Annotated in this window: 9 protein-coding genes; 6 read left to right on the top strand and 3 right to left on the bottom strand. The window is 59.6% G+C overall.

Going from position 1 to position 14,996, the window contains the following annotated elements; all coding sequences use genetic code 11:
- Window positions 1-66 precede the first annotated feature (66 nt).
- The 4 genes from JS530_RS01785 to ilvC (JS530_RS01770) all read left to right on the top strand — a co-directional run bounded on the left by JS530_RS01785 (window position 67) and on the right by ilvC (JS530_RS01770) (window position 5,810).
- Entirely contained in the window at window positions 67-1,125 is a 1,059-nt protein-coding gene (locus tag JS530_RS01785; RefSeq protein WP_214375497.1) for a LacI family DNA-binding transcriptional regulator, read from the top strand.
- Between the two features lie 462 nt (window positions 1,126-1,587).
- Window positions 1,588-2,976 carry an MFS transporter gene (locus tag JS530_RS01780; RefSeq protein WP_214375496.1) on the top strand — a complete coding sequence of 463 codons (1,389 nt, stop codon included), beginning with the start codon at window positions 1,588-1,590 and terminating at the stop codon, window positions 2,974-2,976.
- Window positions 2,977-3,331: 355 nt separating this feature from the next.
- Entirely contained in the window at window positions 3,332-4,384 is a 1,053-nt protein-coding gene (gene ilvC, locus JS530_RS01775; protein ID WP_214375495.1) for a ketol-acid reductoisomerase, read from the top strand.
- Between the two features lie 373 nt (window positions 4,385-4,757).
- A complete protein-coding gene (gene ilvC, locus JS530_RS01770; RefSeq protein ID WP_033891404.1) occupies window positions 4,758-5,810 on the top strand; it encodes a ketol-acid reductoisomerase in 1,053 nt (350 codons plus the stop codon).
- Window positions 5,811-5,985: 175 nt separating this feature from the next.
- Here the strand turns inward: ilvC (JS530_RS01770) and JS530_RS01765 are convergent, their stop codons facing one another.
- On the bottom strand, window positions 5,986-7,800 hold the full coding sequence (locus tag JS530_RS01765; RefSeq protein WP_214375494.1) for a glycoside hydrolase family 13 protein: 1,815 nt from the start codon (window positions 7,798-7,800) through the stop codon (window positions 5,986-5,988).
- A gap of 151 nt (window positions 7,801-7,951) precedes the next feature.
- Window positions 7,952-8,965 carry a LacI family DNA-binding transcriptional regulator gene (locus JS530_RS01760; protein WP_214375493.1) on the bottom strand — a complete coding sequence of 338 codons (1,014 nt, stop codon included), beginning with the start codon at window positions 8,963-8,965 and terminating at the stop codon, window positions 7,952-7,954.
- 252 nt (window positions 8,966-9,217) lie between these two features.
- On the opposite strand from JS530_RS01760, the gene malQ reads away from it, so the two are divergent.
- Window positions 9,218-11,431: a 4-alpha-glucanotransferase gene (gene malQ, locus JS530_RS01755; RefSeq protein WP_214375492.1), complete on the top strand. Its 2,214-nt coding sequence runs from the start codon at window positions 9,218-9,220 to the stop codon at window positions 11,429-11,431.
- 78 nt (window positions 11,432-11,509) lie between these two features.
- On the opposite strand, the gene JS530_RS01750 is transcribed toward malQ, so the two are convergent.
- Window positions 11,510-13,213 (bottom strand): alpha-amylase family glycosyl hydrolase, encoded by a 1,704-nt coding sequence (locus tag JS530_RS01750; RefSeq protein ID WP_214375491.1) that lies wholly within the window; start codon window positions 13,211-13,213, stop codon window positions 11,510-11,512.
- A 265-nt stretch (window positions 13,214-13,478) separates the two neighbouring features.
- Between JS530_RS01750 and JS530_RS01745 the strand changes: the two genes are divergently transcribed.
- Window positions 13,479-14,714: an extracellular solute-binding protein gene (locus JS530_RS01745; protein WP_214375490.1), complete on the top strand. Its 1,236-nt coding sequence runs from the start codon at window positions 13,479-13,481 to the stop codon at window positions 14,712-14,714.
- The last annotated feature ends 282 nt before the right edge of the window (window positions 14,715-14,996 follow it).

Below are 14,996 nucleotides of genomic sequence, written 5' to 3'. Positions count from 1 at the left end.
ATGCCGCAAAGCAGTCGCGGCAACGCGCGAACAGGGTAGCGAACAAACCGATGGAGGCGAAACACAATGGTCGGCATGCGCGATGTGGCCAAGGAAGCAGGAGTATCCGTCAGCACGGTGTCTTTGGTAGTCAACAACACCGGCTATGTCTCGGACGACATGCGCTCCAAAGTCGAAGCGGCCATGCGCGAGCTCCACTACATTCCCAACGAACTGGCACGTAACCTGTACCGCAATCGCACCAATACCATCGGCGTCATCGTGCCCACCATCATCCACCCGTTCTTTGCTGCCTTCACCGCCCATCTGCAGCGCGAATTCGCTGGGCGCGGGCTCAAAACACTGCTGTGCTCCACCGCCGATGCCGCCACCGGGGAGAGCGAATACGTGAACATGCTGCAGCGGCACATGATGGACGGCATCATCATGGCCGCGCATACCGAGCATCAGCCCGACTACTGGTCCTCCATCCACCGACCCATCGTGGCTTTTGACCGCAACCTTGGCCACGGTGTGCCCGCAGTGCGATCCGATCATGAAGCCGGCGGCCGTATGATCGCACGTCAGCTGATCGACTCCGGCGCCAAGCATGTGGTACTCGTCGGCGGTCCGCGCTCGCAGTTCAAGCAAGGCACTACCTTCCCCACTGTGCGCTATCACCTGACCGTTGAGCAGATGCTGGCCGATGCCGGCATCGCTTGCGATTATGTGGAAGCCGGTTCCGTTACCGATGTGGTGGCACATGAAGCCACTGCAGCCGCGATTTTTGAACGATATCCTGATGTTGATGCCATCGTTGGCTCCGATGTGGTAGCTGCCGTGGCATTGCAGGAAGCCGAACGCCGAGGCATCGCAGTGCCGAATGAGCTGCAGATCATCGCCTACGACGGTACATTGGCCGCCGAGCTGGCTGGCAAGCGGCTCACTGTCGTTCGTCAGGATTTCTCCGCTATCGCCGCCGCGCTCGCCGAACAGATGGATCGGCAGATTGCCGCAAGCGATGAAGCAGCCGACGGTAAAACCGCGCAGTCAGCCGATGCCGCTGGCAGCGCTGACACTGCTGATGCCAACGAAGCGGAAGCAGTCATTCCAGTGGCTTTCGTGGCTGGTGAAACTACGAGGTAACTGCACCTCGCGCCCTTTTCGCCATGTCCACAATGTGAACCTTTGCTAGATTGTCGGGTAATGCGAACCTATCTTGACTTTCCAGTTCGGGTCAAACGGACCCGCTCAATACCGAAAGGAGGCCACGCGATGACTGGATTCAATGCTTCTGCGTTTGTATCCGCACGAATTATTAGCCCGTCTTCGCTGGCGGACTAATTCGGCATGATGCTAGAAGCCCCGTCAACGAAGGCAGGGCCAATCAAGCTGACACAATCGGTAAGGCCCTGCAAGTTGCGGGGCTTTTTTGTTGCGCTCACAAGGCTTACGGCAAACCCCGCGAAAAGAAACAGCGGACAGATAGCAAAGCAGTAACAAGCAAAACAACAACAGCAATGCAGTGTGAAACAAACTGTGAAACACTGCTGCACCATCGCCCTCGCAAGTTGGGTTAGCGCAGGGCAGGAAACAACAGGAGCAATAATGACTGCAGCTCTCGAAGAGACTGGTCTGGAACAGGCCGCCGGCGTGGCAAGCGCGGCAGCCGGCAAGGCCGCCGCACTGGTTCGCGATTCGGTCAAAACCGTGATCGCGGCATCCATGGTCGGCACCGCCATCGAATTCTATGATTTCTACGCTTACGGTACCGCGGCGGCAAACTACTTCCCGCACATCTTCTTCTCCGACAAGGCCAACCCGACCGTGGCCCTGCTGATGAGTTTGCTGACGTTCGCCATCGCATTCATCGCCCGCCCGCTCGGCTCCCTGGTCTTCGGCCACTTCGGTGACCGCATGGGCCGCAAGACCACGCTGGTGGTTTCCTTGATGACCATGGGCGTGGGCACCTTCCTGATCGGCTGTCTGCCCACCTACGAGCAGGCCGGCGTCTTCGCAGTCGCCATCCTGTGCCTGCTGCGCTTCGTGCAGGGCATCGGCTTGGGCGGCGAATGGTCCGGTGCCGCTCTGGTGGCCACCGAGAACGCGCCGGAAGACAAGCGCGCACTCTACGGCTCCTTCCCTGAGCTTGGTGCACCGATCGGCTTCTTCCTGTCCAACGGCACCTACTTCGTGCTTGAATCCTTCAACGATCAGGATGCGATGCTCTCGTGGGGTTGGCGTGTGCCGTTCCTGCTTTCCGCAGTGCTCGTGATCGTTGGCCTGGTGGTCCGCGTGCACATGGAGGAAACCCCGGTCTTCCGTATGGCTCAGGCGCAGAAGAAGGTCGTGAAGTCCCCGCTCACCGAGGTCTTCCGCAAGTCTTGGCGTCAGGTGCTGCAGGCCACCTTCCTCGTGGCCGTGACCTACACGCTGTTCTACACGCTCGCCACCTGGTCCCTCGCATGGGGTACCAAGGACACCGCGAACGGCGGCGGCAACCTGGGCTTCACCAATCAGGAATACCTGCTCATGCTGATGATCTCCATCTGCGTGTTCGCCCTGTTCATCGTGCTCTCCTGCCTCTACGCGGATAAGCTTGGCCGCCGTCGCGTGCTCACCTTCTCCTCGTGCGCACTCGTGGTCTTCGCTCTGCTCTTCCCGTTCCTGCTGGACGGTCAGCTCGTGGGCCAGAAGAACTTCGCCGCCAACATGGCATTCCTGTGCATCGGCTTCGCGCTGATGGGCATCGCCTTCGGTCCGATCGGCGCCTTCCTGCCCGAGCTGTTCGACGCTAACGTGCGCTACTCCGGTTCTGGCATCGGCTACAACCTGGCCGCCATCGTCGGCGCCGCATTCGTGCCGACCATCGCCACCTGGCTGTCCCACAACTGGGGCGTGCACTCCGTGGGCCTGTACCTCGGCGTGATGGCCGTGTGCTGCCTGGTTTCCGTGCTGACATGCAAAGAGACCAAGGACGTTGATTTCACCAAGTGAAATCAACGACTGGTTTTCAGCTTCGCGATTGCCTGTAAGTTGCAATCGCTCACTGAGCCTACGAAAGTCCACCGGACTTTCGCTTAACGGCTCAGCACGGACGTTGATTTCACCAAGTGAAATCAACGGTCAATCCACTCAGATTTATAACTAAAAAACCTGGTTCATAACGTGAAATTTTTCGATTCCACAACGTGAACCCCTTGAGGGCTTTTCCAAATCAACAGGACTAAACCTGCATATCGGAAAAGCCCACAAGGAAAACCAAAGAAGATTTCTGCAGCGCACGAGCGCAATGCAGTAATTCATTAATACTCACCCCATAAATAAACAATAGATATAAAGGAGCGCCAAAATGGCAGCAACTATCTGGTACGAGAAGGACGCCGATCTGTCCGTGTTCGATGGCAAGAAGGTCGCCATCCTGGGCTACGGCTCTCAGGGCCACGCTCACGCGCTGAACCTGCGTGACTCCGGTGTCGACGTGGTCGTCGGCCTGCGTCCTACCTCCAAGTCCGTTGAGTTCGCCAAGGAGCAGGGCCTGGAAGTCAAGTCCGTCCCGGAAGCCGTCGCTGAAGCTGACGTCGTCATGATCCTTCTGCCTGACCAGTACCAGGCCAAGGTCTACAAGGAAGACGTTGAGCCGAACCTGAAGCCGGGCGCCGCTCTGGCCTTCGCTCACGGCTTCAACATCCACTACGGCTACATCAAGCCGTCCGCCGATCACCCGGTCTTCATGGTCGCCCCGAAGGGCCCGGGCCACATCGTTCGTCGTGAGTACGCTGCTGGCCGTGGCGTGCCGGTGGTCGTCGCCGTTGAGCAGGATCCGGACGGCAAGACCTGGCCGCTGTGCCTGGCTTACGCCAAGGCTCTGGGTGCTCTGCGTGCAGGCGCCATCAAGACCACCTTCACCGAGGAGACCGAGACCGATCTGTTCGGCGAGCAGGACGTTCTCATGGGCGGCATCAACCACCTGTGCGACATGGGCTTCGACGTGCTGACCGAGGCTGGCTACCAGCCGGAGATCGCCTACTTCGAGGTGTTCCACGAGCTGAAGATGCTGGTCGACCTCGCTAACGAGGGTGGTCTGAACAAGGCTCGTTGGTCCTGCTCCGACACCGCTCAGTACGGCGACTACACCTCCACCGTGATCACCGAGGAGACCAAGAAGCGCATGGAGTACCAGCTCAAGCGCATTCAGGACGGCTCCTTCGCCAAGGAGTTCATGGATGACCAGGCTGCCGGCGCTCCGAAGTTCAAGAAGCTGCAGGAAGAGTACTCTCACCCGCACCTCGAGACCGTTGGCCCGAAGCTGCGCGCTATGTTCTCCTGGAACAACGACGCTGCCAAGGACAAGGACGAGACCGAGTCCTTCAACGGCAAGATCGCTCGTACCCAGGTTCAGTGAGATTAGCTGATTAATATCCCCGCACGCTTGTGCTTATCTGCTCAAGTGTGCGGGGATTTTTTATGCATTTTCCGCGCACAGTTGTTATTGAGAACGATTCGCCGCGGTGTATGCCTCGCCAAATACTGAGCAAATGTCCAAATGTGCATGGAAGACCGCCCACGTTGTGGGACAGGCGCCGGAGGAGACGGCGTTCTCGATAGGATAGACCTCAGTTTCCGGGTCGCGCCCACAAGGCGACACCCGCCACGCTTGAGATAGTCCGGATGCCCGGACGCCCAAACGCGCATCGCTAACCATTGCATAATGCGCAACCACACAACACCGTGTGCCGGCAAGAATGACGGTACGCAAGCTTTTTAAGGAGTGCTTAATGGCTGCACAAATCTGGTATGAAAACGACGGTGATCTCTCCGTGCTCGAAGGCAAGAAGGTTGCCATTATCGGCTACGGCTCTCAGGGTCACGCTCACGCGCTGAACCTGCGTGACTCCGGCGTTGACGTGGTCGTCGGCCTGCGCCCGACTTCCAAGTCCGTTGAGTTCGCCAAGGAGCAGGGTCTCGAGGTCAAGTCTGTGCCGGAGGCCGCTGCCGAGGCCGACGTCATCATGATCCTGGCCCCGGATCAGTACCAGCGCAACATCTGGAAGGATGACATCGAGCCCAACATCAAGCCGGGCGCTGCCGTCGCCTTCGCTCACGGCTTCAACATCCACTACGGCTACATCAAGCCGTCCGAGGACCATCCGGTGTTCATGGTTGCTCCGAAGGGCCCGGGTCACATTGTTCGTCGTGAGTACGCTGCTGGCCGTGGCGTGCCGGTCGTGGTGGCCGTCGAGCAGGATCCGCGCGGTGACGGTTGGGACATCACCCTGGCTTACGCCAAGGCTCTGGGTGCTCTGCGTGCAGGCGCCATCAAGACCACCTTCAAGGAAGAGACCGAAACCGATCTCTTCGGCGAGCAGAACGTGCTCATGGGTGGCGTGAACAAGCTTGTCGAGATGGGCTTTGAGGTTCTGACCGACGCCGGCTACCAGCCGGAGATCGCCTACTTCGAGGTCTGCCACGAGCTGAAGATGCTGGTCGACCTGATGAACGAGGGTGGTCTGAACAAGGCTCGTTGGTCCTGCTCCGATACCGCTCAGTACGGCGACTACACCAACACCGTGATCAACGAGGACTGCCGCAAGCGCATGGAATACCACCTGCAGCGCATCCAGGACGGCTCCTTCGCCAAGGAGTTCATCGACGATCAGGATGCCGGCGCTCCGCACTTCAAGGAGCTGCAGGAGAAGTACTCCAACGAGCGCATCGAGACCGTTGGCCCGAAGCTGCGCGCCATGTTCTCTTGGAACAAGGATGGCGTCAAGGATGCCGACGAAGCCAACTCCTTCACCGGCAAGATCGCTCGTGCCCAGGTTCAGTGAGCTTCACTGGCCAGACTCTACTCCGGGGCTCCCCTCGCTGAAGTGAGTCGGTCGCCATAGGCGCTGGATAGAGCCTGCGCAAGGTATATATGTATAAAGGCCGCCGCCCGATGATTCGGGTCGGCGGCCTTTGCCGTAACGCTGAGTGCGCTGGCTTAATGGAAGCGCACTTGGATTACTGAATAATCCAGGCGGAGGTGTCGGTCGGAAGCTTGCCGTCCGCGGTGAGCGGACCGGAAGCGAGCACCACATCACCCTCAGGCAGGGCCAGCGGAGCAGCGCCGAAGTTCGTTACCGACGTGAACGTGCGACCCTCGGTTGCCGGACGCGTGTACGCCACGGCATCATCACCCATATCAATCTGAGCCGCAGTCGTATCGCGCGTAGCGGTCAGCTGCTGCTGGCGAATCGCCAGAGCCGTGCGGTACAGCGTGTACATCGAATCAGGATCAGCCTGCTCAACGTCGGCGCAGAAGTCCTTGAACCACAGCGGCTGCGGCAGATGCGGATCGGCAGCCGGGGTCCTGCCATCGGCGCAGACGGCAGGGGAGAAGCCGAACGATGCGCCGGTGCCAAACTGGCCGGCTGCACATAACGGCACATGATTCTCGCCAGTGCCATCATCGGCAGGAATCGGCAGGCTGAAATCGGCCAAAGACGGCTCATCGGACGCGGTCCATGGCAGCGGTACGCGGCAGCCGTCGCGCCCCTTGTCCATTGTGGCCTGATTCGTGTGGAACGCGGTCGGATCTTCCAAGTGATCCCACGGAATGTCCGCCACTTCGAACAAGCCAAGTTCCTCGCCTTGGTACACGTAGGCGGCACCGGGCAGACCAAGTTCCATCAGTGCGGCGGCACGGGCACGGCGGGTGCCGAGCTCACGGTCTTCCGGGTAGGTGGTGCCGTTGCGCAGCAGCCAATCGTGCGGCAGCTGGTGGTATGGCGCGCCCTTGACCTGCGGTAGACCGTAACGGGAGGGGCTGCGCGGCACATCATGGTTGTTCATCACCCATGTGGTGGTGGAGCCATTGGTTTCTGCGGCGGCCTGAAGGCCAGAGTCGATGGCCGTACGGAACTCGTCGGCGAACCAGTTGGCTTCGGCGAAGTCGAAGTTGAAGGACTGGCCCAGTTCATCCATCGACGCGTACAGATGCTGGTGCTCGGGCACCACCCAAGCCTCGGCCACGGCGAAACGCGGCGGATTGTATTCGTTGAACACTTCGCGCCACTCGCGGTAGATGTCGTGCACTTCGCGGCGGTCGAACAGTGGGTGCGAGAAGTCGTGGCACAGCACGCCGACCACGCTGTACTCGCGGCCAAGCTCCTCAAGTGGCTTGGATTCAAGGTCCTTGGCCAGGCCGTGGGCCACGTCGATGCGGAAGCCGTCGGTGCCATGATCGGACCAGAATCGCAGCGTCTTCTTGAATTCCTCATGGATGTCCGGATTGTTCCAGTTCACATCCGGCTGGGCTTTGTCGAACAAGTGCAGGTACCACTGGCCGTCGTCCACGCGGGCCCATGCCGGACCGCCGAAGAAGGACTGCCAATCGTTCGGCGGCAGCTCGCCGTTCTTGCCGCGACCCTCGCGGAAGATGTAGCGGTCGCGCGCCGGGGAGCCGGGCTTGCTGGCCAGAGCCTCCTGGAAGAAAACGTGCTTGTTTGAGGTATGGTTCGGCACGATATCGACGATGACCTTAATGCCGGCTGTGTGGGCGGCTTTGACCATCGCATCGAAGTCGGCCATGGTGCCGAGGCGGGGGTCAACGTTGCGGTAGTCGATCACATCGTAGCCGCCGTCGGCAAGGTCGGAGGGATAGAACGGGGAGAGCCAGATGGCATCCACGCCGAGGTGCTGAAGGTAATCCATTTTCTCGGTAACGCCGGCGATATCGCCGAGGCCGTCTCCATTGACGTCCTTGAAACTGCGCGGGTAGATCTGATAGACGACTGCCTGCTTCCACCAGTCGTCATTGAGATTGTTGGCGGTCATGTGAACTCCTTTGCTACGTATGGTTGCGGGTGATGGATGAGTGCGTCTGCGCATCATTGCTAAGTCATGACAACGATATCATGAATATGTGCAATAGAGAAATCAATCGGTGTTGTGCAATGTATGGCAACGTAGTCAGAGCAATGCTTGATTACGCGCGCGGTGGAGCTGTAGTCTCGCGCAGCATCAGCGTTGCGTCCGGCTGATGGAACGCCGGTTCGATGGTATTGCCGGCAATGGCATCCAGTGCCATTTGCGCCGCGGTGGCACCCATCGCGAACGGATCTTGATGCAACGTGGTCAATCCCACGGCCTGCGCCATATCCAGATCATCAAATCCCACGATGGACACATCCTGTGGCACCTTGCGCCCGTACTGGCGCAGGCGGAACAGCACAGGCAGCGCCATCTGATCATCTTCAAAGCAGAAGGCGGTTACCTCAGGCGGCGCTGTGAGCACTGCATTCAATGCCGCGCTGGCCTCCGCCTCATTGCGTGGCACCTGAAGATGCGTCACAGTCACGTCCGGATGGGCCGAAGCGGCATCAAGCAAGCCTTGCAGACGGGCTTCCGCGCTGAACTTCATGCTGGTCACAATGGTTTCGCCGCCCACAAAAGCAATATGGCGGTGCCCGAGCGCAATCAGGTGCTCGATGGCGGAGCGCGTGGCCGCGCGGTCATCAATGCTCACGCCAGCGTCGAAGCCTTCGGTGGACGGGATGTTGATGCCGATGATTGGCACGTGCATGTGCTTCAGGCGCTCCACTTCGGCGGTTTCGATATTGAAGGAGCTGACCACCACGGCATCGGCATTGCGGCGTACGGGCAGATCCGCGAAAAACGCCTGACGCTCGCCGGCGTTGCGCATGGGATAGGGGACGGTGTCGTATCCGGCCGGGCGCAGTACGGAATCAAGACCGGCGAAAATATTGGCATTAAACCATGTGGTGATGGTTTCGCTGGCCAGCAAGGCGATGCGGAATGATTGACCGGACTTGAGTGCCGCGGCGGAGCGGGAGATGGAGTAGTCAAGCTTTTCGGCGGCGGCCATCACTTTGTCGCGGGTTTCCGGGAGCACCAGGTCCGGTTTGGCGAAAGTGCGGGACACCGTGGATACGGAAACGCCGGCCTCCCGTGCCACCGCTTGAATGCTTGCCTTGGTCATCCGAACCCCCGTCGCCGTTGTGAATAATGGTCATGTGCTGTGACAACGATATCATGCGCGGTTCATAAGTGCGACGACGAGAATTCGGAGATGCAAGCCAACTCACCGCAATTTTGCAATCGTTGTCAATATGGGCTACTGTAAGTAGTAGAGAGCTCAAGTAATGGCTGTAGAAACTACTGGAAACTCAACGTAGAGCGGCTTCCTGGTAGCAATGCAAACGTAAGTCAATTAGTGCGTAAGGAGTCTGTGATGACTGATCAGCAAAGCAATGGCACGGCGACTACTGCGGGAGGTGGCGCCCAAACCTTACAGCGCAGCGAAAGTAAGGACCGCCTTGCCCGCCCGCTGATCAGACTCGCCAAGGCATCCGGTCTCGCAACCTCCTTTATCGACCAGCTCGGCACATACACCGAAATCAGCGATGAAGCGCTTGTCGCCGTACTGAAGGCATTGGATGTGGACGCTTCCACGCCTGAAGCCGTGGAACAATCCATCGCAGACCTTGAGGCGGCGCGGCGTGCGCAATTGCTGCCGCCGACCGTTGTGGCCACTGTGGGCAAGAAAACCACAGTGGAACTGAACTGCTCGGCCGACGAAGACGTGACCGTGAGCCTCACCCTCGAAGACGGCTCGACCGTCGACGAATGCGCTGTGCTGCCGGACCTCAATACTGGGCATCCCGTGATCGCGCTCGATGCAGACCTGCCGATGGGTTACCACACGCTCACAGTAAAAGCGGGGAGCCGAACTGGAACGGCTACCATCATCAATGCCCCCGAACGCATCCCTGTGCCCGAAGCGGTGCAGGAACGCCACCGCTGGGGATGGATGACACAGATGTATTCCGTGCGTTCGCATGAATCATGGGGTATTGGCGACTACGGCGATTTGAAGCGCATGCTCGCCGCAGCGGCGCGCAAAACCGGCGCGGACTTTATGCTCATTAACCCGATTCATGCCGGCGCTCCCATCCCGCCATTGGAACCCTCACCGTACCTGCCTGAATCCCGCCGATTCCTCAACGTGACCTACATCCGTCCGCAAGACATCCCCGAATACGCCACGTTGAGCGCCGAAACCCGTGCGAAGGTCGATGCCCTGCACGATTCAGTGGCGTACCGTAACGAGGAATCCACGCCGATGGACATCAATGCGGCATGGGATGCCAAGCGCCCGGCCCTACGCCTGATCTTCGATGCCGGCCGCAGCGCCGAACGCGAACAGCAGTTCGAGGCCTTCAAAGCCGCTGCAGGCCCAGACCTCGACTCTTTCGCCACATGGTGCCTCTGCTTCGAGGTGTGGGGTGCGCCGTGGGGCGAGAACCGCTGGTTCTTCGAGAAAACCATTGACGATCCGGCTGTGCAGGAGCTGGTTGCCGCCCATCATGACCTGTTCGAATTTAATCGCTGGCTGCAATGGATTGCTGCCGAACAAGTGACTGCTGCCCAACAAACAGCCACGGAAAGCGGCATGGCACTTGGCCTCATGCAGGATATGGCGGTCGGCGTGCATGGTCTTGGAGCGGATGCCTGGGCCAACCCCGAGCGTTTCGCAACCGGCGGTGTGACCGTCGGATGCCCGCCGGACTTCTACAACCAGCAGGGCCAGGATTGGGGTCAGCCGCCATTCAATCCGCGCTATCTGGAAGCCACCGGGTACCGGGTGTACCGCGAGATGGTGCACTCCATGTACGAGCATGCGGGTGCGGTACGCATTGACCATATGCTTGGTCTGTTCCGCCTGTGGTGGATTCCACAGGGGCTGGGTGCGCGCAACGGCGCATACGTGATGTACAACCACGAGGCGATGCTCGGCGTGCTCGCCATTGAGGCCACGCGTGCCGGCGGCATGGTTGTGGGCGAGGACTTGGGCACCGTGCCTGATTACGTGCGCCAGATTCTTGCCGAGCGCGGTGTGCTCGGCACGGACGTGGAATGGTTCTCCCGCGAAGATGATTCCCCGAACGCGGGCGACCCGTACAAGGGACCGGAAGAGTACCGCAAGCAGGCGCTCGCTTCGGTCACCACGCATGATCTGCCGCCGACCGCCGGCTATCTGATGTTCGAGCATGTCAAGCTGCGTGAGGAGCTGCATCTGCTCAGCGAACCGGTGGAGGAGTTCGCAGCATCCGCGTTGGCCGAACGTACTGCCATGATGAACCGCTTGGTGGAGAACGGTTACATCAGCCCATCGGTTGCCGATGATGTGCCTGCCCACATTCAGGAAATTGTTGAGGCGATGCACGCCATGCTCACTGATACGCCGTCGTTGCTGCTGCAGGCCGCGTTGGTTGACGGCGTGGGTGAGACGCGTTCGCAGAACCAGCCGGGTACGTCCAGCGAATACTCGAACTGGCGTGTGCCGCTGGCCGATGAAGACGGCCATGTGATCTTGTCCAACGAGGTGTTCGACCTGCCGCGCGTGCAGTCACTGGCCGCAGTAATGCGCGGCGAACGCCGGTAGCAACTGCGGATGGCCCTTTTGCATCACAAGTAAAGCCTCTTGGTTCCGGAAACCAAGAGGCTTTACTTTTGCTGATGGTCAGGCTGCCTTGAGGATAACGAATGACTGCGGCGGCAGCAGCAGCGTTGCGCCGGATGCAGTGGTGCACACATCGGCAGCCGATTCCCAACCAAGGGTGACCAATGGTACTGCGCCGACTGCATATGCTTCCGGAACATCGATGATTTCGCTGTTACGTCCCGGATTCATCGCAATCAGTAATGATTCAGCAGCGTCGACTGCCGAACGGACGTAAGCGAATGCGCGGCCGTCTGCCGGTGCAGCAGTCACATCAAATGAAGCGTACGAGCCCAGCGCAGGATGTTCGGCGCGCAGCTTGAGCATTAGTTGCACCCAGTGCCACAGCGAATCCGGGCGTGCTATTGACTCAGCGACAGTCGGCGCTTCGGCAGCCGAATCAACCGGCAGATACAGCGCCTCTGCGCTCGCCGCAGCCGAGAACCCAAGATTCGGTGCCGCCGCGTCCCACTGCATTGGTGTGCGGCTGCCGGTGCGCACATAGCCGCCTTCCTTGGTGGGCAGCGGGCGGTAGCGCATACCGATTTCGTCGCCGTAGTAGAGGAACGGGCAGCCCGGCATGGTGAACAGCATGCCGTATGCCACCTGGAGTTCGTGCTCGGTCAGACGCTGGGCCGTGCGCAATGTGTCGTGATTGCAGGTGATGAGATCGAACAATCCACGGGCCTGTTCGGCGTCGCGCAGCTGCGGCAGGTACTGGTCGAGGAATGGCTTGATCGAAGCTCCGGAATCCGCATTGAAATAGCTGGCGTCGTTCTCGTGGACCAGCGGTGTATCGGTGTTGCGCAGCAGCATGTTGTAGCCGTTCGGGTTGCCGTCCCAACGCCAGTCAAGGTAGAAGTCCATATCGAATCCGGCCTGCATCGACTCGTACGGGCGGCCCCATTCGGAGACGAACGCGGCTTCAGGGAACTCAGGGCGAATCTTCGAGAACAGGTATTGCCAGGTGCGGATGGTGAAGAGCTTGCCGTCGTCGTCATGCTTGACGAGACTGTCGGCCATGTCCACGCGGAAGCCGTCTGCGCCGCGGGAGAGCCAGAAACGCATCACATCCAGCAATGCCTCGCAGGTGGCGAGAGCGTCTGGCCCGAGCGCCGGCTTCTGCCACGGATACTTCGGGTGCGCGAAGCCGTAGTTGAGCGCCGGTTGGCACTTGAAGAAGTTGAGGATGTAGGTGCCATCGCGTTCGGTTTCGCCGCCGATAAACGGCAGGCCGTCGCCGCCGGCAATCCACGAATCGGTCCAGATGTAACGCTCGGAGACGTTCTCGCCGTTGCCGAGCGTGCGTGCTGCCGGGGCTGGGCGGCAGGAGGTGCGGAACCAGGCGTGCTCCTCGCTGGTGTGGCCGGGTACTAGGTCAAGCAGCACATGTATGCCGCGTTCATGTGCGGCGGCGAACAGGGCAGCGAGATCGTCGTTGGTGCCGTAGCGCTGGGCTACGCGGGTGTAGTCGCGCACATCATAGCCGGCGTCCTTGAAAGGGGAGTCGAAACATGGGTTGATCCACAGCGCATTGCAGCCGAGGTCCTGAATGTAGTCGAGCTTGCCGATGATGCCTTGGATGTCGCCGATGCCATCGCCGTTGGAATCGGCGAAACTCTGCGGATAGATTTCATAGAATCGTGCTTCGGCAAGCCAGCTTGGGCGGGCGGCTGAAGCGTCGGGACGCGTATGTGTTTGGGTGTGTCGTATTGAGTCGGTCATGGAAACTCCTTTGTTTTCGTAGGTTTTCGGGGGTGTGGTCTATTTGCAATACTATCGGTTTAGCAAATATTGCCAACGTATGCAAAAACCGTGGTACACTTACAGCTAACGATGTTCCGCAGCGTTGCAAACACGAAACATTTCAGGGCATAACCACGATAATGCAAGCGTATGCAACACGATATCCAGAGATGGATTGAAAACGTGTGCATCGGATCGAGAACTTTGGACGTAACAGGCCAAGAAAAAGAGAAAGGATCGATCAATGAAGATCAACTGGAAGAAGGCTATCGGTCTTACCGCTGCAGCTGCCATGTTGCTGCCGCTCGCCGCATGTGGCAACTCCAACTCCTCCGAGGGAGCGTCGGCTGATGGCGGCGAGGTCACCTTGAAGGTGTGGGCTCCGCAGGAGGACCAGGACGGCGACAACTCCTGGCTGTCCCAGGTCGAAGCCAACTTCGAGAAGGCCCACCCCGAATACAAGATCACCTGGAAGAACGACGTGGTCTCTGAAGGCGACGCTTCCAAGACCGTGCAGACCGATCCGTCCTCTGCAGCAGACGTCTACATGTTCGCATCCGACCAGCTCGGCACCCTGATTGATGCCGGTGCCATCGGCCAGCTCGGTACCGATGCCGTTAAGCAGGTCAAGGAACAGAACGGCGATTTGGAAATCAACACCATGACCGGTGCCGACGGCAACCTGTACGGCGTGCCCTACACCGGCAACACCTGGTTCATGTACTACGACAAGTCCGCATTCTCCGAGGATGATGTCAAGAGCCTCGATGCGATGGTTGCCAAGGCTCCTGTTGCCTTCCCGCTGTCCAACTCCTGGTACATCGGTGGTTTCTACGATGGCCTGACCCTCTTCGGTGAAAAGGGCAACGACAAGGATGCTGGCATGGTCTTCCCGAAGGACTCCACCGAGATCACCAAGTACCTGGCCGCCCTCGTCGCCAACCCGAACTTCCACGACTCCGCTGATAACTCCGGTCTTTCCGAGCTGCAGGCAGGCACCGTCAAGGCCTACTTCTCCGGCACTTGGGATGCTGCCACCATTAAGAAAGCCCTGGGCGACAACTACGCTGCCGCTCAGCTGCCGACCTTCACCGTGAACGGCGAAACCAAGCAGATGAAGTCCTTCGCCGCCACCAAGGCTGCCGCCTACAACCCGAACGCCAAGAACCCGAAGGTTGCCGCACAGTTCGCCGCCTTCCTCGGCTCCACCGAATCCCAGAAGCTGCACTACGAGCTGCGCCAGATTCCGCCGTCCGACAAGTCCCTCTCCGACCTGACCACTGATGATCTGGCAGCCAAGGCACAGTCCGACACCATGGCCAACACCGCCATCGTGCAGTCCGGCCTGTCGGGCATGAACGACTGGTGGACCCCGGCCGAGACCTTCGGCAAGGCCCTGGTCAACAAGGAAGTCACTGCTGACAACGCTCAGGAGAAGACCGACGCCTGGGTCAACCAGGTCGGCTCCTACGCTGAGTGAAGTAGTGCCCCATCAAATCTTGGGCGATAACGTACCCACCCCCAAACTCCTCGTATCGCCCAATGCATGTCATAACTGAATAGCCACTAGGCAACCGGTGCTGGAGGTCCGTTCAAGGTACGCCAGTTGCGGGCGGATGGCAATGAAACCGCGCATCCGCCCGCAATCGCCAGCACTGCATCGGCGGTTTCGTCTTCTTGTTTTCTCCTCCTCCTTCATCCAGGCAGAGCTCGGGTAGCGTCACAGCGATGCCCGAGCTTTCCTTGGGTTTACGGAGCAAAC

This window comes from Bifidobacterium colobi (genome assembly GCF_018555455.1).
Taxonomy (GTDB): domain Bacteria; phylum Actinomycetota; class Actinomycetes; order Actinomycetales; family Bifidobacteriaceae; genus Bifidobacterium; species Bifidobacterium colobi.
Note: the sequence above shows the minus strand (reverse complement) of the source record. Positions and strands in the feature narration are given on the sequence as shown.